At 62.3% G+C, this 20479-nt stretch carries 22 protein-coding genes and 1 tRNA gene; 7 read left to right on the forward strand and 16 right to left on the reverse strand.

What is annotated here, in order from left to right; all coding sequences use genetic code 11:
• Window positions 1-208: 208 nt before the first annotated feature.
• Together GJR98_RS08320 and GJR98_RS08325 are read right to left on the reverse strand one after the other, a co-directional pair.
• Window positions 209-2473 (reverse strand): CDC48 family AAA ATPase, encoded by a 2265-nt coding sequence (locus tag GJR98_RS08320; protein ID WP_151137270.1) that lies wholly within the window; start codon window positions 2471-2473, stop codon window positions 209-211.
• Window positions 2474-2725, reverse strand: coding sequence for an Hsp20/alpha crystallin family protein (locus GJR98_RS08325; RefSeq protein ID WP_191965438.1), 252 nt, complete (start codon window positions 2723-2725; stop codon window positions 2474-2476).
• 236 nt (window positions 2726-2961) lie between these two features.
• Between GJR98_RS08325 and GJR98_RS08330 the strand changes: the two genes are divergently transcribed.
• Window positions 2962-3750 carry an alpha/beta fold hydrolase gene (locus GJR98_RS08330; protein ID WP_151137272.1) on the forward strand — a complete coding sequence of 263 codons (789 nt, stop codon included), beginning with the start codon at window positions 2962-2964 and terminating at the stop codon, window positions 3748-3750.
• 83 nt (window positions 3751-3833) lie between these two features.
• Here the strand turns inward: GJR98_RS08330 and panB are convergent, their stop codons facing one another.
• A complete protein-coding gene (gene panB, locus GJR98_RS08335) occupies window positions 3834-4643 on the reverse strand; it encodes a 3-methyl-2-oxobutanoate hydroxymethyltransferase (RefSeq protein ID WP_151139408.1) in 810 nt (269 codons plus the stop codon).
• A gap of 92 nt (window positions 4644-4735) precedes the next feature.
• Between panB and GJR98_RS08340 the strand changes: the two genes are divergently transcribed.
• On the forward strand, window positions 4736-5005 hold the full coding sequence (locus GJR98_RS08340) for a DUF5822 domain-containing protein (protein WP_151137274.1): 270 nt from the start codon (window positions 4736-4738) through the stop codon (window positions 5003-5005).
• A 53-nt stretch (window positions 5006-5058) separates the two neighbouring features.
• A complete protein-coding gene (locus GJR98_RS08345; protein WP_151137276.1) occupies window positions 5059-5907 on the forward strand; it encodes a translation initiation factor eIF-2B in 849 nt (282 codons plus the stop codon).
• Between the two features lie 18 nt (window positions 5908-5925).
• Here the strand turns inward: GJR98_RS08345 and GJR98_RS08350 are convergent, their stop codons facing one another.
• From GJR98_RS08350 to GJR98_RS08360, 3 genes are all read right to left on the reverse strand, one after another.
• Entirely contained in the window at window positions 5926-7044 is a 1119-nt protein-coding gene (locus tag GJR98_RS08350) for a Gfo/Idh/MocA family protein (RefSeq protein WP_151137278.1), read from the reverse strand.
• Between the two features lie 3 nt (window positions 7045-7047).
• Window positions 7048-8016 carry a sugar phosphate isomerase/epimerase family protein gene (locus GJR98_RS08355; RefSeq protein WP_151137280.1) on the reverse strand — a complete coding sequence of 323 codons (969 nt, stop codon included), beginning with the start codon at window positions 8014-8016 and terminating at the stop codon, window positions 7048-7050.
• A 114-nt stretch (window positions 8017-8130) separates the two neighbouring features.
• Window positions 8131-8607, reverse strand: a complete 477-nt coding sequence (locus GJR98_RS08360; RefSeq protein WP_151137282.1) for a GNAT family N-acetyltransferase — start codon at window positions 8605-8607, stop codon at window positions 8131-8133.
• Window positions 8608-8763: 156 nt separating this feature from the next.
• Between GJR98_RS08360 and GJR98_RS08365 the strand changes: the two genes are divergently transcribed.
• From GJR98_RS08365 to GJR98_RS08375, 3 genes are all read left to right on the forward strand, one after another.
• On the forward strand, window positions 8764-9174 hold the full coding sequence (locus tag GJR98_RS08365; protein WP_151137284.1) for an archease: 411 nt from the start codon (window positions 8764-8766) through the stop codon (window positions 9172-9174).
• Window positions 9175-9282: 108 nt separating this feature from the next.
• Complete coding sequence (locus tag GJR98_RS08370; RefSeq protein WP_151137286.1) at window positions 9283-10392, forward strand: DoxX family protein; 1110 nt, start codon at window positions 9283-9285, stop codon at window positions 10390-10392.
• A gap of 60 nt (window positions 10393-10452) precedes the next feature.
• Window positions 10453-11913 (forward strand): RtcB family protein, encoded by a 1461-nt coding sequence (locus GJR98_RS08375; RefSeq protein WP_151137288.1) that lies wholly within the window; start codon window positions 10453-10455, stop codon window positions 11911-11913.
• Window positions 11914-11933: 20 nt separating this feature from the next.
• On the opposite strand, the gene GJR98_RS08380 is transcribed toward GJR98_RS08375, so the two are convergent.
• The 7 genes from GJR98_RS08380 to GJR98_RS08410 all read right to left on the reverse strand — a co-directional run bounded on the left by GJR98_RS08380 (window position 11934) and on the right by GJR98_RS08410 (window position 16897).
• Complete coding sequence (locus GJR98_RS08380) at window positions 11934-12281, reverse strand: hypothetical protein (RefSeq protein ID WP_151137290.1); 348 nt, start codon at window positions 12279-12281, stop codon at window positions 11934-11936.
• Window positions 12282-12372: 91 nt separating this feature from the next.
• Window positions 12373-12777, reverse strand: a complete 405-nt coding sequence (locus GJR98_RS08385) for a hypothetical protein (RefSeq protein ID WP_151137292.1) — start codon at window positions 12775-12777, stop codon at window positions 12373-12375.
• 209 nt (window positions 12778-12986) lie between these two features.
• Window positions 12987-13541: an HAD family hydrolase gene (locus tag GJR98_RS08390; RefSeq protein WP_151137294.1), complete on the reverse strand. Its 555-nt coding sequence runs from the start codon at window positions 13539-13541 to the stop codon at window positions 12987-12989.
• Window positions 13542-13592: 51 nt separating this feature from the next.
• Window positions 13593-14738 carry an acyl-CoA dehydrogenase family protein gene (locus GJR98_RS08395; protein WP_151137296.1) on the reverse strand — a complete coding sequence of 382 codons (1146 nt, stop codon included), beginning with the start codon at window positions 14736-14738 and terminating at the stop codon, window positions 13593-13595.
• Between the two features lie 123 nt (window positions 14739-14861).
• On the reverse strand, window positions 14862-16049 hold the full coding sequence (locus GJR98_RS08400; protein ID WP_151137298.1) for an alanyl-tRNA editing protein: 1188 nt from the start codon (window positions 16047-16049) through the stop codon (window positions 14862-14864).
• 35 nt (window positions 16050-16084) lie between these two features.
• The gene (locus tag GJR98_RS08405; protein ID WP_151137300.1) at window positions 16085-16606 is read right to left on the reverse strand and encodes a helix-turn-helix domain-containing protein; all 522 of its coding nucleotides are present in this window, start codon (window positions 16604-16606) and stop codon (window positions 16085-16087) included.
• Between the two features lie 206 nt (window positions 16607-16812).
• Window positions 16813-16897, reverse strand: a tRNA-Leu gene (locus GJR98_RS08410).
• Window positions 16898-17039: 142 nt separating this feature from the next.
• On the opposite strand from GJR98_RS08410, the gene GJR98_RS08415 reads away from it, so the two are divergent.
• Entirely contained in the window at window positions 17040-17600 is a 561-nt protein-coding gene (locus GJR98_RS08415) for a DUF420 domain-containing protein (RefSeq protein ID WP_151137302.1), read from the forward strand.
• 324 nt (window positions 17601-17924) lie between these two features.
• Here the strand turns inward: GJR98_RS08415 and purF are convergent, their stop codons facing one another.
• The 3 genes from purF to GJR98_RS08430 all read right to left on the reverse strand — a co-directional run bounded on the left by purF (window position 17925) and on the right by GJR98_RS08430 (window position 20143).
• Entirely contained in the window at window positions 17925-19403 is a 1479-nt protein-coding gene (gene purF / locus GJR98_RS08420; RefSeq protein ID WP_151137304.1) for an amidophosphoribosyltransferase, read from the reverse strand.
• Between the two features lie 336 nt (window positions 19404-19739).
• A complete protein-coding gene (locus GJR98_RS08425) occupies window positions 19740-19916 on the reverse strand; it encodes a 50S ribosomal protein L37e (RefSeq protein WP_082682159.1) in 177 nt (58 codons plus the stop codon).
• On the reverse strand, window positions 19913-20143 hold the full coding sequence (locus tag GJR98_RS08430) for an LSM domain-containing protein (protein ID WP_151113567.1): 231 nt from the start codon (window positions 20141-20143) through the stop codon (window positions 19913-19915). The genes GJR98_RS08425 and GJR98_RS08430 overlap by 4 nt, the downstream gene beginning before the upstream one ends.
• Between the last annotated feature and the right edge of the window lie 336 nt (window positions 20144-20479).

Consider the following 20479-nt stretch of genomic DNA (forward strand, 5'->3'; position numbering starts at 1 on the left):
CGGGGAGGGACACACCGCATTTCCGGTGAAACAAACGCGTAGCTAGTTGAAAATTTAGTATCCCGATTAGTGGGTACCACTACATAGCAGACAGGAGTATTAAGAATATATCGGTCCGGCGGAATCACACGAACCAAAGATAGTCAACGAAGACTGAACGCCGGTCAGCAAGAGAGACCTACCAGCGGTCGGCAGACCCTACTGGAACCTATTGGAAGGTCCGACCGACTTCGGTCTCGCGGTCGCGTTCGACCTCGCTCTTCTGGAAGCGCTCTTCGATCTCTTCGTACCGGCGGCGGACGTCGTCGGTGACGCTCGCACGGATTTCGTCGAGTGCGTTCTCGAAGTGTTCCATCGTCACGCGGACGTTGCCGATGCTCTCGTGGATATCCTCTTTCTTCACGCTCTGGATGAACTCGCGGGAGGCGTTCATCGATGCCTCACGGGTGAGCGCTTCGATGTCGGCACCGACGTAGCCGTCGGTCTTCGCGGCGATTTTGTCGAGGTCGACGTCGTCAGCCAGTGGTTTGTCTCGGGTGTGCACGTCGAGGATTGCACGGCGTGCATCCTCGTCTGGCACGGGGACGTGGACGTGACGGTCCAGTCGACCCGGACGCAGGAGCGCCGAGTCGATGAGGTCTGGCCGGTTGGTCGTCGCGATGACGACCACGTCTTCGAGGGATTCGAGGCCGTCGAGTTCCGTCAGGAGCTGCGAGACCACGCGTTCGGTGACACCCGAACTCGACGAGTCGCGGCCACGTTCGGTCGCGATGGAGTCGATTTCGTCGAAGAACACCACCGTGGGGGCGTTCTCGCGGGCCTTCTTGAACACTTCGCGGACGCCCTTTTCGGACTCACCGACGAACTTGTTCAGCAGTTCGGGCCCCTTGATGGAGATGAAGTTGGACTCCGCCTCGTTGGCGACGGCCTTCGCGAGGAGCGTCTTCCCCGTTCCCGGCGGACCGTACATCAGGACGCCCTTGGCGGCGTCCATGTCCATCTGCTGGAACACCTCGGGGTATTCGAGCGGCCACTGGATGGTCTCGCGGAGGCGCTCTTTGGTGTCTTCGAGGCCACCGACGTCGGTCCAGCTGACGTCCGGGACTTCGACGAACACTTCGCGGAGCGCCGACGGTTCGATGCTCTTGCGGGCCTGTTTGAAGTCGTCCTCGGTGACCCGAAGGTTTTCGAGGACTTCGGCGTCGATTTCCTCCGCGTCGAGGTCGATTTGCGGGCGGATGCGACGCAGGGCGTGCATCGCCGACTCCTTGGCGAGGGATTCGAGGTCGGCACCGACGAACCCGTGGGTGCTGTCGGCGTACTCGTCGAGGTCGATGCCGTCCGACAGCGGCATGTTCCGCGTGTGGACCTGCAGAATCTCCTTGCGGCCGTCGCGGTCCGGGACGCCAATCTCTATCTCACGGTCGAACCGGCCACCCCGACGGAGTGCGGTGTCGATGGCGTCGACACGGTTGGTCGCGCCGATGACGACGACTTCGCCGCGTTCGTCCAACCCGTCCATAAGCGAGAGGAGTTGGGCGACGACGCGGCGTTCGACGTCACCGCCGGCCTCGCTTCGTTTGGGTGCGATGGAGTCGATTTCGTCGATGAAGACGATGGCGGGCGACTGCTCGGTCGCCTCCTCGAAGATTTCACGGAGTTGTTCTTCGGACTCTCCGTAGTACTTCGACATAATCTCCGGGCCGGAGATGGTGTGGAACGAGGCGTCGATTTCGTTGGCGACAGCCTTCGCGATGAGCGTCTTCCCGGTGCCCGGCGGGCCGTGCAAGAGCACGCCTTTCGGCGGTTCGATACCGAGGCGCTTGAACAGTTCCGGGTGGCGCATCGGGAGTTCGATCATCTCCCGGACCTGTTCGAGTTCCTTGTCGAGGCCACCGATGTCTTCGTAGGTCACAGACGGCCCGTCGCCGCTGCTCGGGGCGGTGTCTTTGATCTGCTCGGCAGGCTTTTGGCTGACCTGGAACTCCGTGCTGTCGGTGACGACGACCGTCCCGTCGGGGTCGGTCGAGGCGATTTTGATGGGGACCGACTGACTGGACGCACTCATGAAGCCGAATCCGAGCGGAAGCTGCACGTTCTGGCCCGTCGTGACGGGTTGCCCAGAGAGCTTGTCGCGGATGTAGGTCCCGATGTTTCCGCCGATACGGAGGTTCTGCGGGAGCGCAATCGTGACGCGCTTGGCGGGCTTTACGTCCGCCTTTTCGACTTCCACACGGTCGTCGATACCGACACCGGACTGCTGGCGAAGTCGGCCATCGATGCGGATGATGCCCGTCCCCTGGTCTTCAGGGTACCCGGGCCAGACTCGCGCGATAGCGGTCGCGCTGTTGGGCCCCTCGATGCGGATGAAGTCGCCACCTTCGAGGCCGAGTTCGGAGGCGGCAGCGCGGTCGATTGCGGCGAGTCCACGGCCTGCGTCCTTCTGCTTGAGTGGTTTGACAGTGAGTTTCATTTATTTCTGGATGGTGATGGTGAGCACGCCGTTTCGAACGTCCACGTCGACATCGCCGCCGACGGGGAGTTCGAACTCCGTCTCGGTCATGTGGCCGCCGGTGTCGGCGACGACGATAGCCGTCGTGCCGACGATATCGACGTCGATCTCGTCCTCCGAGAGACCGATGTCGGCCGCGATGACCCAGCTATCTTCGTATTCGTACCGGCGGATGAAACGTTCGTTTCCACCGGCGAATTGCTGCATGCTCATGATAAGTCTAACCCAAGGTTAGCGTTTTGACTATATAAACTTTTCTCCCAAAAACCGGGTGACGACGGTGGAGTACCACATTATCGGTTGAATTGCGGTTCACACTCGTCGTACCTCGGTAGTTGATTCGCAGGGGAGTAACGTCAAACTAGTGGCCCATTTGGCGAACTGAATTCGAACCCGGAGGTTCACCACTTCGTGGGGGTTTATTCTCTCGTGGCGTTCAGTTCGCTAGTATGGACGCGGCTACGGTGGACCACCACGGACGGACGACGGCCTATCGACTCCGCGACGCGGGCGGGGAGGGGCCAACGATACTGTGCATTCACGGGAGCGGAGGCTCACACGCCGTCTGGCGCGGGCAGTTCCGACTCGCAGGTGACTACCCGGTCGCCGCACTGGACCTGAGCGGGCACGGTGACAGTGACGACATCGACGCAGAACCGGGATACGAGACGCTCTCTGCCTACGTCGACGATGTCGTCGCCGTCGCCGACGCGACGGGGGCGAGTGTCCTCGTGGGCAACTCCCTCGGCGGGGCCGTCGTCATGACGCTCGCACTGGAACGCGACCTCGACCTCGACGCCCTCGTCCTCACCGGAACTGGCGCGAAACTCGCCGTCCTCGACGACCTATTGAACTGGCTGGACGACGACTTCGACCGCGCTGTCTCGTTCCTTCACGGTGACGACAAACTGTTCCACAGCGACGACGAGCGATTCATCGACGGCTCGAAACAAGCCATGTACGACGCCGGGCAGGCGGTCACCAGCCGCGACTTTCGCTCCTGTCACACCTTCGACGTCCGCGACACCCTCGATGAGATAGCAGTCCCGACGCTCGCACTCGTCGGTGAACACGACCGTCTCACGCCACCGTCGTATCACGAGTATCTCGCCGACTCGATGCCGGACTGCGAGATGGCGACGATAGCGGACGCTGCACATCTGGCGATGTTAGAACAGCCGGCGGCGTTCAACGCGGCAGTGAAATCGTTCCTCGACCAGCGTGTCTCCGAAACATAGGTGCCCGGCGCATCTTCGGAACATGGGCGTCTGATGCGTCACCGAAAACGAGGCGTCTGACGCGACGTTCGAGTGTCGTCCGCTCAGTACAACTCGTCTAAGTCTTTCTCGACGTGGCTGTGTTCTTCGGCGGGGAATTCTCCCGCTTCGACGGCGTCTCGGTACGCACCTACTGCCTTCTCCATCTCGGCTTTCACGTCGCCGAACTGGGTTGCGAACGGCGGCACACGGTCGCTCATGCCGACCACGTCGTCGATGACGAGAACCTGTCCGTCACAGTCGGGGCCAGCACCGATACCGATGGTCGGGATGTCGATGGTCTCCGTCACCTGCTTGGCGACGTTCGCCGGGACGTGTTCGAGGACCAGTGAGAACGCGCCTGCCTCGGCGTGTGCCTTCGCCAGTTCGAGGATTTCTCGGGCGCTATCGCGGGTGGTTCCCTGTCTGCTGTAGCCGACTTCTTTGACGCGTTGCGGCGTGAGACCCAGGTGTGCCATCACTGGGATACCGAGTTGGACGAGGCGCTTCGTCAACTTGACCGTGTGCGGGCCGCTCTCCAACTTGACTGCGTCTGCGTCTGCTTCTTTGAGCATCCGGCCGCAGTTCTCGATACTCGCTGCTTCGTCCACGCCGAACGAGAGGAACGGCATGTCGGCGACGACGAGGGCGTCGTCAGTCGCCCGTGCCACCGCACCAGTCCGACTCAACATCTCGTCGACCGTCACCGGAAGCGTCGATTCGTACCCGAGCGACGTGTTTCCCATGCTGTCCCCGACGAGGACGATGTCGATTCCAGCCTCGTCGACGATGCGCGCTGTCGGGGCGTCGTACGCCGTGAGCATCGTAATTGGCTCCGTCCCAGCCTTCGTCTGTAGGGCCCGTACCGTGACCATGAAGGCCGTTCGCGCGTCTGACTTATCAGCGTCACCCTTGTGGTCCGCGACGGAACCGGCACGCATTAGCCCCCGCCCTCGTAGCTTTAGTCGTGCAACCAGTCGAGCGAACGAACCCAGAGGGCGTCGACTATGGGTGGGTCATGCAGATGACGTTCGTCACGACGATTCTCGTCGGGTCGCCCATCGTGGCAGTCCTCTCGTTGAACACGACGCTCCCGACGTGGGGTGCTCGTGCCGGGTTCGCCATCCGAGTCGGTGCAGTCATCTGGTTCGTGACGGCCATCGTCCTGTTCATCTACGCCAAACGGACCGACGCAGGCGACGGCGGGTCGACTCCCGAACCCGAGCCGGAAAACTGACACGTCGACCACTGTCCCGGAAACTCTTTCACACGATACGCAGAGGTTCTCGTATGATAGACGAGACCATCGAGGAGATTCGCGAGATGCAGACACACAGCTCCTCGGTCGTCGCCGTCAAGGCTACACGCTCACTCGCGGAGTTGACCGAGCGCAACTACGCGACCGTCGAAGAGTTCGAACGTGACCTCGAACGCAACGTCGGCGCGCTCAAGCGCGCGAACCAGTCGCACGCCTCTCTCTACAACGCGTTGATGGAAGTCCTTCGAGGCGTACAGGGGAAGGCAGACACGTTCGAAGAGGCACGAGAACTCACCCTCGACACCATCGACCGCGTCGTCGAGAGTGTCGAGATGGGCAAGAGTCGTGCCGCAGAGAACGCGGCGTCGCTCTTCGAAGACGGCGATACCTTCCTCACGCACGACTACTCCTCGACGGTGATGGAAGCCGTCGAACTCGCCGTCGCGGACGGCGCAGACCTGACCGCCTACGTCACAGAGGCCCGACCACGGTTCCTCGGACGGAAGTTCGCACGTGAACTCGCGGCTATCGACGGCGTCGAACCACACCTGATGGTCGACGGCGCGTCCGGCATATTCCTCAGTGAGTGTGACCGAGTCGTCATCGGCATGGACTGCATCGTCGACGAGACGCTGTACAACCGCGTCGGCACCTTCCCGCTCGTCGCCACTGCCACCCGGATGGGCGTTCCCGTGACTGTCGTCGGGTCGAGTGCCAAAGTCGTCGACGATGGCTTCCGCTTCGAGAACGAGATTCGCTCGCCCAGCGAGGTCATGCTCGAACCCGTCGAAGGAATCCAACTGGAGAATCCCGCCTACGACGCGACGCCGGTCGAACTTATCGACCAGGTCATCACCGACGAAGGCGTCATCGAGTTCTGAGTCGCTGACTGACTTCTTCTATTCGACAGCGACCCACTCGCCAGACTCGTCAGAGCGCTCGATTGCGTCGAGCACCTGCTGGACCTCGTAGGCGTCTTCGAACGACGGGTGGAACTCGCCGCCTTCCGCAGCGGCCGTGAGGAACTCGTAGTTCTCGTGGACGAAGGTGTGCTCCCACCCGATGACGTGGCCCGGTGGCCACCAGTGGTCGACGTAGGGGTCGGACTCGTCGGTGACGAGCACCGTCTCGTAGCCTCGTGAATCGCCCGTCTTGACCTCCAACTCGTTGAGGCGTTCGAGCGAGAACTTCAGGCTTCCGTCGGACCCGTGAATCTCGATGGTGTGGTCGTTCTTGTGACCGTTCGCGAAGCGCGAGGCTTCGAACGAGCCAATCGCGCCGTTCTCGAACTCGGCCTGTGCGGTGTAGGCGTCGTCGACGGTGACCGGTTTGTACTCGTCCGTTCCGGGGACGGGACGTTCGTCGACGAACGTCTGGAGGTGCCCGGAGACGCGAGTGATGTCGCCAGCAACCTCGCCGACGAGGAAGCGCGCGAGGTCGACAGTGTGTGCACCGAGGTCACCGAGGGCACCGGACCCGGCGAGGTCTTTGTCCATCCGCCACGCCCACGGCGCTTCGGGGTCGACGAGCCAATCTTGAAGATAGCGACCGCGCACGTGGTGAATCTCACCGAGTTCGCCGTCTTCGATGAGGCCTTTCGCGTACTGGATAGCCGGCACGAAGCGGTAGTTGAAGGCACACCCGGCGACAGCGTCGGCGTCGCGGGCGGCGTCGCGCATCTCCTTTGCCTCTTCGAGGGTCGGCGCGAGCGGTTTCTCACAGAAGACGTCGACGCCGGCGTCGAGCGCCGCAATCGAGGGTTCGGCGTGGAGGTGGTTCGGACCGAGGTTGTAGAACACGTCCACGTCGTCGACGATATCGCGCCAGTCGGTCGCCGTGGATTCGAAGCCGAATCGGTCGGCAGCGTCCGCGAGGGCTTCCTCGTCGCGGCCGACGATGACCGTTCGCTCCACCTCGGGTGCCTCGGGGAAGAACATCGGGAGGCGTGCGAGGGCGTTCGAGTGGGCTTTGCCCATGAAGCGGTAGCCGAGGACGCCGACTTTGAGGGGTTCAGACATTGGTTACTCCGCCCAGTAGGCTTCGCCGGGTTTCGTCTCGAAGACGGCGCGCGAGAGCACGTCGACCGCCTTCTCCAGTCCTTCGTTCGAGGAGGTGAGGGCGTCTTCGTGTTCGATGGAGAGCGCACCTTCGTAGCCGACCATCCGGAGCGTCGAGACGACGTCCTTCCAGTGTTCTTCGCCGTGGCCGTAGCCAATCGAGCGGAAGAGCCACGAACGGTCCGCGGTGTCGGCGTAGGAGGTGGTGTCGAGGACACCCTTGACCTTCGCGTGGTGGTCGTACACCTTCGTGTCCTTGGCGTGGAAGTGGTGGATTGCGTCGTGTTCGCCGAGGAATCGGATTGCCTCGGTGATGTCGATGTCCTGCCAGTAGAGGTGTGATGGGTCGAAGTTAGCTCCGATGCGCTCGTTGGTTGCTTCGCGGAGTTTCAGCATCCCCGTCGGTTCGTAGACGAGCATGTTCGGGTGCATCTCGATGGCCATGTCGACGCCGTGGTCGTCTGCGAACTCGGCGAGGTCCGACCAGTAGTCGATGGCGACCTCCCACTGGTACTCGTGCGCGTCGGCGTGCTCTGTCGGCCACGGGGCCGTAATCCAGTTCGGAACCTCGTCGTTCGGACCGCCCGCAGGAAGTCCGGAGAAGCAGGTGACGGTGTCGACGCCGAGCGCATCGGCGAGTTCGATGGCTTCCCGGAGTTCGTCGTCGGCCTCGGCGGCCGTCTCCTCGTCCGGATGGAGCGGGTTGTTGTGCGTCGCCAGCGCGCTGATTTGCATGTCGCGCTCCTCGACCGCTGCGAGGAGGTCTGCTTGCGCGTCGTCGTCGCCGAGGACAGAAGTTCGGTCGACGTGGTCTTCGCCCGGCCACCCGCCGACGCCGAGTTCGACGCCCGAGACGCCGATACTCGACAGGTAGTCGAGGGCGTCGTCGAGTGATTCGTTCCCGAGTGGGACAGTGAGCACTCCGATGTACATACGCGGTCCTACTACTACGAAGCGAATAAAAATTAAGGATACGAGCAAGGGTGTGTGACAGCGTGCGAATCTGTCGTTCGTCGACGTGAGTGAACCTGAGAACCCGATTCCGCGTCAGCGACGCAGGAATTCCGAGAGACGTTCTCTGAGGCCCGCCTCTTCACCGAGGCGGAGGTAGTACGACGCACCGCCGTCTTCGTAGTAGTTGTCGATGCGACGTTGGACCTCGAAGCCCATCCGCTCGTAGAAGTCGAGGGCGTTCTGGTTCGTCGTCCGGGCGTGGCACGTCACCACCGGATGTTCCTTGGCGACTTCGGCGACGAGTCGTTTGCCGTGGCCTTCACCGCGGGCCTCGGGAGCGACTGCGAGAAACAGGATGTAGCCGTCGCGTCGTGTCGACGCGAAGGCGACGAGTGCGTCGTTTTCGAAGAGGAGATAGGTCGTCGACCGCCGGTAGGCGTCCATGAAGAACCCTCGGCGCTGCTTCAGGAGACCCTCGTTGACCCGAATTTCTTCTTTGAGGGCCCACGCCGCTTCGGCGTACTCGGTCTCGCCGGGGCCGTCTATCCGCATCTCCACGTTGACGCTCACATCCCGAGGTAACCGGAGCGAGAATATAACTCCACCGTCCGTCAGGACACCTGCCAGTCACGACAGACTCCTGTCTCGATACCCCTCTGTCAGGATAGCTGCCAGTCACGACGGCCGACCGAAAGGACGAGGATAGTCGCCCACGCTCTAGTCGATATGGGCTTTACACTCCGCGAACACACCGCCGACGTGGCCGTCGAGGCCGACGGCCCGAGTCTCGGAGCAGTCTTCGCCGCCGTCGCCGACGGCCTCGCTGCGGCGATGTGTGACGACATCCCCGAGACAGGAGAACGCTTCTCCCTCTCCGTTCGCGCCGAGAGCAGAGAGGCCGCGTTGTTCGACTACCTCGACCAACTCATCTACGAACGCGACGTTCGGGGCGTCCTCCCCGTCGCTCACGAAGCGACGGTCCGACAGGACGGCGACGAGTGGGTGGTCGATGCCTCGGCACGTGGGGTTCCGTTCGCCGACGTCGATGCGCGCGACGTGAAGGCAGTCACCTACTCCGAGATGCGACTCGACTCGACTGACGACGGGTGGGAGTCGTACGTCGTCTTCGACGTCTGATTCGACGCATCGGCTGATTCTCTTGTTCAATCGTTCTATACCTTCTCTCTGCTGAATTCAGCCGAATAATTCCCTCGGCGTTTTACGCACTCGTCGGCTAGGTTGGGTATGTCCTCCACCGTTCGACGCGCGGCCATACTGAGTGGCCTCGTCGCCCTCCTCACCGTCGCGACCGGCACCGTGAGTGCGCACGTCAAGTACGTGACTCCGGGGAGCGACCCCATCGAAGTCCTCGCGTTCCTCGTCACGGCGCTGTCGAACCCGTTCAACCTCGCCGTCCTCGGCGTGGGTGGCCTCGGTGTCACCATCGCCGGCGCGGCCTACCTCAAACTCCGACCGTTCCCGAACGACGTCCGCGTCTTCCGGCGCACGCTCAAATCGTACGAAGACCTCCTTCCGTGGCTGCTTCGCCTCGCGGTCGGTCTCCCACTGGTCGGCGCAGGCTTTTCGGGCTACTTCTTTTCGCCCGTCGTCGAACCCGCGTCGCCAGTCTTCGTCCGCTTGTTCGGCATCACTGTCGGGTTCCTCCTGCTGTTCGGCTTTGGGACGCGACTCGTCGCTGCGTTCGGTCTCCTCTCATATCTCGTCGGCCTCGCCGTGGAACCCGCGCTCCTCCTCGCGTTCGAGTACGTCCCGGGGTTCCTCGCGATCGCACTCGTCGGTGGTGGAAAGCCGAGTGCTGACGACGTGGTCGCCTCCATGGCGGCAGACGACCGGACGGTCTACTCCCGCTTCGACCCGTTCTACCGCCGCGTCGCGCTTCCGTTCGTCGAGCGAACCAATCACCTCGAAGCGTACGTCCCCACGATACTCCGCCTCGGCCTCGGTATCACCTTCATCTACCTCGGTGTGGCACAGAAACTGATGGAACCCGGCGACGCGCTCGCCGTCGTCGCCAAGTACGACCTCACTGCTGTCGTGCCCGTCGCACCCGAGTTGTGGGTCGTCGGCGCGGGACTGACCGAACTGCTCGTTGGGCTGCTCCTCCTCGCCGGCGCGTTCACTCGTGCGGCATCGAGCGTCTCGTTCCTGCTCTTTACGACAACGCTGTTCGGCCTCCCGGACGATCCAGTTCTCGCCCACATCTCACTGTTCGGCCTCGTCTCGGCACTGCTCGTGACCGGCGGTGGACCGTTCTCCGTCGACGAGGCGTTGCACACTCGCAGTCAGAGTGACACCCCGACCACCGAACCACCCCGGTCTGCGAAGGGCGACTGACTGGCGACTGACTGGCGGCGTGACGGAATCCTATTCAATCGCCGTCTCGATTGTTCGGATATGACCACACGCGAGTTCGGCGATATCGAACTGCGACGAGTTCGCGAGCACGTCTGGGAGATTCCGCAGGAGGGCGAGATGAACGCCCCCGCGCGAATACTCGCATCCGAGGCGCTGCTCGAACAGATTGGACAGGACAAGACGCTCGAACAGTTGCGGAACGCGACGCACCTGCCGGGCATCACCAAACACGCGATTTGCATGCCCGACGGCCACCAGGGCTACGGCTTCCCCGTCGGCGGCGTCGGCGCGACAGACACCACTGATGGGTGTATCTCGCCGGGAGCCGTCGGCTACGACATCAACTGCGGCGTCCGCATGATGACGACGAACCTCACCTACGAGGACCTTCAGGGACACGAAGAGGAACTCGTGGAGGCGCTCTTCGACGCGATTCCGAGTGGCCTCGGCGGCGGCGGTGTCGTCACGGGCGACGCGGAGACGATAGACGACATCCTCGAACGTGGGATGCAGTGGGCGCTCGACGAAGGCTACGCCACGGAAGACGACCTCGCCCACTGTGAGGACGAAGGCTTCCGCGACGACGCACGTCCAGAGTTCGTCTCGCAAAAAGCCAAAGACCGCGGTCGCAACCAAATCGGCAGCCTCGGCTCCGGAAACCACTTCCTCGAAGTCCAGCGCGTCACCGACATCTACCGCGACGACGTGGCCGAATCGTTCGGCCTCGAAGCCGACCAAATCGTCGTTCTCATTCACTGTGGCTCGCGTGGCCTCGGCCACCAGACCTGTACGGACTACCTCCGTCGCATCGAGAAAGAACACACGGACCTGCTCGAAGAACTGCCGGACAAGGAACTCGCCGCCGCACCCGCCGGGTCCGAACTCGCCGAAGAGTACTACGGCGCGATGTGCGCCGCCATCAACTTCGCGTGGGTGAACCGACAACTCATCATGCACCGCACGCGCGAGGTGTTCGCCGACGTGTTCGACCGCGACTGGCGCGACATGGAGATGCGTCTCCTCTACGACGTAGCGCACAACATCGCCAAGAAAGAGGTCCACGACGTGAACGGCGACGAGCGCGAACTCTACGTCCACCGAAAAGGCGCGACCAGAGCGTTCCCCGCTGGCCGACCCGAACTCCCGCCGGCGTACGCCGACGTGGGGCAACCCGTCATCATCCCTGGGAGTATGGGTGCAGGAAGCTACGTTCTTCGAGGCGGCGAGCAGTCCCTCGGTCTCACGTTCGGGTCGACGGCCCACGGCGCAGGTCGCTTGATGAGTCGGACGAAGGCGAAACAGGAGTACTGGGGCGAGACGGTTCAAGAAGAACTCCGCGAGCAAGAGAAGATATACGTGAAAGCACAGTCGGGTGCGACGGTTGCCGAAGAAGCACCCGGCGTCTACAAAGACGTAGACGAAGTCGTGCGCGTCTCCGACGAGTTAGGCATCGGCGACAAGGTCGCCCGGACGTTCCCCGTCTGCAACATCAAAGGCTGAAAAAGTCACAAACTCGATTTTCAAGCAGTCGTCGTAGCCACGACTCGGCGCTTGTAGAAGTAGTACGCGAGCGCCGCGAGGCCGAGGAAGACGGCGGTGACGCCGTCACCGACTGCACCGCCGGAGAGGAACGCCGAGACGATGCTCCCGAGTCCGAGTGCTAGGACGAGGAGGCCGCCACCGAGAATCCATGCTCGGGGGTCGGGATTCGCGTCGGCGTACTGGCCGCTCTCGATGAGCGCCATCTCCTTTCTGTGGTCGAGATACACCATCACCGCACCGAAGACGAGGATGGCGACACCGAGGAGGACGAATGGCGTGAAGAACAACGCGTCACCAAGACCGAATGCAGACTGAACTGGTATCACAGACGTCTATCGATGTGAGAGGTATTGAAACACCAGTGATAGTTGTTACCTACTCACGTCTCGATAAATCGACCAGAACGTATCACCGACCTCAGAAGTAGCCCGGTCCACGTGGCCCCGGATTCGGCCCACGCGGACTCGCCGGTCCCTGTCCACCGATGACGACGTAGTCGCTCTCGGGGGTCCCGTCGACTTCTCGCCCGTTTTCGTACTTGACGAACGAGAGGTAGAAGTCGCGTCCACAGGGCGACTCCAATCCCGGATTCTCGACGTCGTCTGCGTCGCTCACTACGTCGGTCCACGTCACTTCTGCGGCGTCGCTCTCACCACAGACGAAGTGGACACCCTCGGCGTCTTCGAACTCCTCGCCGGGGTCGGCGTATTCCCACCCTTCCAGTGGGTACGGCGTCACCGACTTGTCGGCGAGGTAGCCGTCACGTTCGAGTTCGACGACGGCACCGCAGTGTGGACAGTAGTAGGAGACCGGAAATCCCATGAGAGAATGTAGGATTCTGCGGCCTTAACGCCCCCGCCGGAGTGAGTACGACTCGCCACTGAAGTTTATATACTAATCCGCGGCCAGCAACCGTATCCGTTGAGAATCACCGCGAGGCGTGATGCGGGTGTGCGGCACGTCGCCTCGCGGTCGCGAGTGCCGCCTGTTCGCCATCGATTCAGTCCGCCGTTCAGTGGTCAGTCCCGAGTTCAGACGCCCGATGGCCCGTCACCGACGTACCGGAACGCGACACCAGCACGTTCGGCCGTCACTTCGTCGCGGGCGGAGTCGCCGACGAAGACGGCGTCGTCGGGGTCGGCGTCGATTCGGTCGAGCGTCGTCAGCAACGGTTCGGGGTCGGGTTTGCGTGTCTCGACGGTGTCGCGGCCGACGACGGCATCGACGTGGTGCGAGAGGTCGTGGACGTCGAGTGCGACGCGACAGGCGTCCTCTGCGTTGAGCGAGCAGACGCCCGAGGGAACGCCGTCGTCCGGGAGGTAGTCGGCCAGCGGGAGCAAGTCGGAGACCCACGCCCCCTGTCGTTCGTGGGAGGCGAGTTCGCGTTCCAGTTCGTCGCGGACACCCGCCTCGTCAGCAACGTCGAGCATGTCCCAGAGGTCCATCGAAGTCGCGTCAACGCCGGCGTCTTGGAGGACGAGCGCCGCGTCGTGGGCCGCGTCGTTCCAGTCGACGCGGAGGTTGACGAGCGTGCCGTCTAAGTCGTAGACGACGGCATCGAAATCAGAGAGGTCGGGGAGACTCATTGGTCGGAGTAGGGCGTCGGAGTGAAAAGACGCTTCGGGAGGAAACCGGTCTCAGTCGAGCAGCGACCGCGCGATGACTTCCTTCTGAATCTCGCTCGTCCCCTCGTAGATGGTCGTAATCTTCGCATCGCGGTAGTAGCGTTCCACGTCGAAGTCGGTCGTGTAGCCGTAGCCACCGTGGACCTGCACGGCCTCGTTAGTCACGTCGACTGCGGCCTCACTCGCGTAGTACTTCGCCATCGACGCGGCGGTTCGTGGGTCTTCGCCGGCGTCGGCGACGCGTGCCGCTTCGCGGACCATCGTGCGCGAGGCGTGGACCTTCGTCCCCATGTCCGCAATCTTGTGGCGAATCGCCTGAATCTTCGAGATGGGGTTGTCGAACTGTTCGCGTTCGTTCGCGTAGGCGATGGCGTCGTCGAGGGCGGACTGTGCGAGTCCGGTCGCCTGCGCGGCGATACCGATACGGCCACCGGTCAGGATGTGGAACGCCGCAGAGAGACCACGACCTTCCTCGGTGAGGCGGTTCTCGGCCGGGATACGCACGTCGTCGAAGGTGAGCCCCGTCGTGTCGGAGGCACGGAGGCCGAGTTTCTCTTCTTTCTTGCCGACTTCGTAACCGGCGTCTTCGGGGACGAGGAACTGCGTGACCGAGTTCGGGTCGTCAGGGTCTGTCTTCGCGAAGAGGATGCACACGCCGCCTCGCTGGCCGTTCGTGATCCACTGCTTCTGGCCGTTGATGATGTACTCGTCACCCTCACGGCGAGCGACGGTCGACATCTCTGCCGGGTTCGACCCCGCTTCGGGTTCGGACAGGGCGAACATTCCGACTGGACGACCTTCGGCCATCTTCGGAAGCCACTTTTCTTTCTGGGCTTCGGAAGCGAACTCCGCGATACACTCGGTCGCGAGACAGTGAACAGAGAGTGCGGTGGCGACGGCGAGTTGCCCGTAGGCGACTTCCTCGTTGACGACGGCGTAGGTGGTTCGGTCGGCACCGAATCCGCCGTACTCCTCGGGGACGGTCAGTCCCGTCAAGTCGAGTTCTGCGAGTCCGTCCCAGACCTCCTCGGGGAACGTCTCGGTCTCGTCGGCCTCACGCGCAGTCGGGCGGATTTCCTCGACGGCGAACTCGTGGACCACGTCCTGAATGGCCCGTTGCTCGTCAGTCAGACCCGTAGCAGACCCTACTGATTCCATGGTGTTCACTACGGACCGTCATTGAAAAAGATGATTGAACTGTCTCAGCGGATGTGACACCCGTGTCACGGGAGGAGAAGAGACGAGTGGAGAGGAGAACAGGAGGAGAAACGGGGAGACTGCTCAGTTCTGGAGGAACGTCAGCACGTCCTCGGCGGAGGCACCCAGACCGCCACCCTGTGCGAAGGTCGGACTTCCGCCGCCACCACCGCCGAACTCGTCGGTCACTTTGGAGACGACGTCGCCGGCGGCGACGTCACCTGCGCTCGCGACGACGAGGAACGGCGCGTTGGATTCGCCGACAGCGACGATGACGTCTGCATCGCCGCGCGCCTCCTTCGCTGCCTCGCCAACTTCGTTGGCCTCGAATCCCGAGACTGACCCGAGTTTCCACGTCACACCGTCTCGTTCGACCGTCTCGAAGTCGGCGAGTCGAGCGCCCAGAATCTCCGACTTCAACTCGAAGAGTTGGGATTCGAGTTCGTCGCGTGCGTCGACGGCGTCTGCTGCCGCCGACCCGAGGTCTTCGAGGCTCGTTCCGAGGACGCTCGCGGCATCGTACGCGGACTTCTGTACCTCGGCGCGGTGGTCGATTGCCGACGGGCCGACTGCGAACTCGACACGGGTGAGTCCCTCACCGGGGTTCGACCGGCCGAGCAGTTCGACCGGCCCGATTTCGGTGGTGTTCGAGACGTGCGTGCCGCCGCAGGCCGCCCAGTCCCATCCCTCGATGGTGACGATTCGTACCTCGTCGGCGTCGGCGAACACGCCCTCTTCGGTCTTGACGTTGAACGCGACTTCCTCGCGGTCACGGGCTTCTTCGACCGGAATCTCTTCCCACGACACGTCTCGCGAGTCCCAGACTGCTCGGTTGACGAGTCGCTCTAACTCGGCGAGTGCGTCGTCGTCGACTTCGGTCGACGTCTCGAAGTCCACCCGAACCTTCTCGTCGGAGATTCCGAACCCGCCGTAGCCGAGGTCGTCGAAGATGTGTCGCGCCGCACCGTAGAGTACGTGACTCGCGGTGTGCGCCCGCATACAGTAGGTTCGGAAGTCGTCGTCGACGACGCCCGTCACCTCGTCACCGACCGAGAAGTCAGGGTCGGCAGCGAGTTCGTGGACGACGCCCTCGTCGGTCGTGCGGACGTGTTCGACCTCGGTGCCGCCGAGAACACCGCGGTCAGACGGTTGGCCACCGCCTTCGGCGTAGAAGTACGTCTCGTCGAGGACGACCGAGCGGCCGTCGATATCGGTGACTGTCGCCTCGAATGCACGGACTGTGGGGTTGTCGGATGCGAGAGCGGATGACATGTGGGCGTCGAGACGCCCGAGAGAGAAAAATCGTGCTACTCGTCCACGAGAGTCACATCGAGGCGCTCTTCGAGTGCGCGAATGACCGACCCACCGATGTTCGCGCGGGTCGCCCGACCTTGCTCGATGGCGAGGAGCTGTTTCTCTTCGAGGTCGAGTTCGGCCGCGAGTTCTTCGAGTTGCAGACCGGCGTCCTGCCGGGCAGATTCGACTGTGTCGCCGTATCCGGAGACGAGGTACGGGAGGCGGTCTTTCTCGTAGTTCGTCCCTTCTTTCTCCCAGTGCTTCGCGCTCCCCTTGGCGCTGTCGTACATCTTCGCCGTCCGCTGGGCGGCGCGCTTGCGGCGACTGCGCTCGGAGTCGTCGCGAGTCGTCTGCGACTGCTCGCGTTTGCGGTCAGTGTGGCGGTTCTCGCCGTGGGGCGCGCAGTCGGAACAGACCAACAGGTTGGCTCCGGCCACGTTCGCTCGGCGGAGTTTCGTCGTCGCCCGTCCACAGAGTTCGCAACTGTCGCCACCGGAGTCACCGCCGCCCCGGTTGGTCGAGTACTTGGCCATGTGGCGTGTTACTCGTTCGACCCTTTTAAACTCGCGCACAGCGGGTGGTTCGAACGTCGAGTCGGCACGAGTTCGAGAACGAGACAGCACTGTTGCTCTCGCGGATGTGTCAGAGAACCCACCGAGAGAATCCTCTCGTGGGTGTGTAGTTTCGGAAGGATTGTGCGTGGGTGATGTCCGTGTAGGAAATCACCTGCATCTTGCGATGCGTGGGACCGGATTTGAACCGGCGGACCTCTACAGGACAGCGCCCTCAACGCTGCGCCGTTGGCCTGGCTTGGCTACCCACGCTCGCTGTGTCTTACTGCACTCTCCGTTACCCCGCGGTAATTTAAATGACTTTCCTTTCGACTCGACAATGTCGGGCGTTTGCAGGCGACGTAGGGAGCGAAGGGCAGAACGATTTTTGGCCTCCCAGTCCCCCTGTACGGCTATGGAGTTTCGAGCACGCGACCACGTCCGTGGACTCACGGCCATCCTCTCAGTACTCTCGCTCGCGCTCGTTTTCGGGGCGGTGCTCGGTGCGATTCCGCGCGCGGCCATCCCGCAAGCATCTGACGGTGTCCTGAACGCGATTCCGCACGTGAATGCCGCCATCGGAACCGTCGCAATCGTGACGATTCTCTCCGGCGTCCGGTTCGTCCGACGTGGAGAGGTCGAGAAGCACCAGCGAATGATGCTCACCTCGTTCGCCCTCTTTGCGACGTTTCTCGTCCTCTATCTCTACAAAGTCGTCGTACAGGGGACGACGCCGTTCCCGGGGCCACAGACGGTCTACCAGTTCGTCTACCTCCCGACGCTGGCGATTCACATCCTGCTCGCCATCGTCTGTGTTCCCATCGTCTACTACGTCTTACTGCTGGCGCTGACCCGGCCCATCTCCGAGGTGTTTGGGACGAAACACGCCCGATTCGGTCGTCTCGCAGCGTCGCTGTGGCTCATCTCGTTCGTCCTCGGAAACGTCGTCTACTTCCTGCTCTACGTCGTCTACTGAACGGACAAAGGGAGTATCCTGTCCGGACCGACGAGCAGGAATCGAACCTGGTCGAGATTGGCCACGGACAGGTAGTCGGTACGTGGTGTGACCGGCAGGTCACAGAGACGGAGCTGGGCGAGACGTCTCGCTGACATACACGTCGCCCCGTCGTCAGTATCGCACTCCGTCTGTACCTCGTGCCGTCACCCGGTTTCTGACGGTGCGAAGTACGTGTAAATAGACGAATGCGAAGGAAAAGAAACGACGCGTTGATTATGTTAGCACGGCGCGTAGAAAGAATCAACTAACGCGACAGACGGCGAAAACAGAACGTCTCAGGCGTCAGTCGCTGGCGGGAGCGTCTGCGCCGACGATTGGCCGACTGATGTCGCGGTCGGTCTCCTCGCCGTCGATATCGTAGGGGTACTCGCCGGTCACACAACCGAGACACAGGTCGGACCGCGACTTTTCGAGGACTTCTGCGACAGAATCGATAGAGAGGTACGAGAGGCTATCTGCCCCGATGGTGTCGCAGACTTCTTCGACGGACTTGTCCGAGGCGATGAGTTCCTCCCGTGTTGCCATGTTGATGCCCATATAACAGGGAGCCACGATTGGTGGCGCACCGATGCGCATGTGGACCTCTTCGGCACCGGCCTCACGGAGGAGTTGGACGAGTTGGTTGGAGGTGGTCCCGCGAACGATACTGTCGTCGATCAGTGTGACGGACTTCCCTTCGACAGTGCTCTTTATCGGGTTGAGTTTCAGGCGGACAGCGCGCTCGCGTTCGTCCTGCGTCGGCATGATGAACGTCCGGCCGACGTAGCGGTTCTTCATCAGACCCTCCGCGAATTCCACGGTCGCATCGTCCTCTTGGGCCGCTTCGGCGTACCCGGAGGCGAACGCGCGTCCCGAGTCGGGAACCGGCATGACGACGTCGGTGTCGACACCGGCCTCTTCCCAGAGTTTGCGCCCGAGACCACGACGCACCTCGTAGACGAGCGAGTCGTTCATCACGGAGTCTGGTCGGGCGAAGTAGATGTGTTCGAAGAAGCAGTGGGCCGTGTTCTTGCGTTCGACGAGTTGGTACGAGTCGAATCCAGAGCCGTCGGGTTCGAGAACGACGAGTTCGCCCGGTCGGACGTCGCGGACGAGTTCACCGTCGAGCGTGTCGATTGCGGCGGACTCGGAGGCGATGACGTAGCCGTCGTCGACTTTCCCGATACAGAGCGGACGGTTACCCTCTGGGTCGCGAACGCCCAGCACCGTCTCGTCGTGCATGATGGTCAGCGCGTACGACCCGTGGATTCGCTCCATCGTCCGCTTGACCGCACGGACGAGGTCCTCTTCGAGGAGGTTCCGGGCAAGGTCGTGGGCGATGACTTCCGTGTCGCCCGTCGAGGTGAACGCGTGCCCGTAGTTCTCCAGTTCGTCGCGGAGTTCGTCGGCGTTCACGAGGTTCCCGTTGTGCGCGAGGCCGAGTGAGCCCGACTTGAACGAGACGGCGAACGGTTGTGCACAGGACTTCGACACGTCGCCTGCAGTGGGGTATCGAACGTGTCCGATGCCTGCTTGTCCGTTCAGGCCGTCGAGGTCCTCCGCGCTGAAGGCGTCTCCGACGAGGCCCATCTGGACGTGGCTGTGTTGTTGGAACCCGTCGTGGGTGACGATGCCTGCGGACTCTTGCCCTCGGTGTTGGAGGGCGTACAGTGAGTAGTACAGGGGTCGTGCAGCGTCTCGGCCGCCGAGTGCGACGCCGACGACACCGCACTTCTCGGTTGGTCCGCTGATGTGGTGGGAGTCGTCCCGCCCATTTGCCATGGAAGCAGATAGAGCGGGGAGGGGGTAAAAAACCCGTCCTTATGCAGTAACTGCGGGTTCCGACACCAGAAAATATGCATATGTGTGCACAAATGTAGGGCAACACAGCCACGATGGCGGTCGCTGATTCGAGTACGGACGCCGTCTGTAGCGAGGAACGACAGTGACGGTTCGTCAGGCGGGGTGACGCGCCGGATGACGCCGCAGAACGAGCGCCTAGTGGTACCGAATAGCACAGAAGAGAAGACAGACCGAGTGTCAGGAACGCGATTGTGTTGCTCGCCGTGAGACGGCGAGACAGAAGACAAAGTGACGGTCAGCGACCGTCGAGAGTCGTTATTTATCGCCGGCTTTCGACTGCCAGGCGTAGCTGCGACGCTTCTTCGACTTACCGAAGCCGCAAGACGAGCAGACCTTCTTCTTCACGTGGTAGGACTTCTCGCCGCAGCGACGGCACTTCACGTGCGTCGTCTTGTTCTTCTTTCCTTGGCTAGGGGTTCCTGCACCCGTCATGCTTTGATGGTGACGACGTTATCGCCGCGTATAATGGTTGTGTCTTGGACTTGCTCGAGTTCGATATCCCCGGGCACAGTGTCTTCGTCCAGCGCTTCTTCGAGAACGACGTTCATGTGCTGGTCGTAGCCAGCGAGGACGCCGTAGTATGCGTTGCCGTCCTTGAGGAGAACCGTCACCGGTTCGTCGAGTGACGCTTCGAGGACGTCGAGAGGTCGACCGCTCATAGTTCAATTCCATCCCGTAATTATCTTAAAGGTGCCGAACCGCCCGAATCGGCGACTCTCACCGAATACAGAACGAATCGGTGTTGAGACGGCCGTGTCTGTCCCCAAACGACACCGCCCGATAGCGATTGTTACGGACGTGTGTGCGAGCGCGATGAACCCACGTAGTTTTTAGTACCCCAGTGAGTAGGTGCCGATACCAGAAACCCGCGGGTAAGTGCGGGTGTGCCCAAATCGACCGGCTGGGCCCACCTCGCACGCGGGGTCAATCGACCGACGAGCTGCAAGACGCCGGGGCCGATGGCCCCCAGACACCCGTCTTTCCGTGAGCACCCT

It is taken from the genome of Haloferax marinisediminis, from assembly GCF_009674585.1.
In the GTDB taxonomy this organism is placed as follows: domain Archaea; phylum Halobacteriota; class Halobacteria; order Halobacteriales; family Haloferacaceae; genus Haloferax; species Haloferax marinisediminis.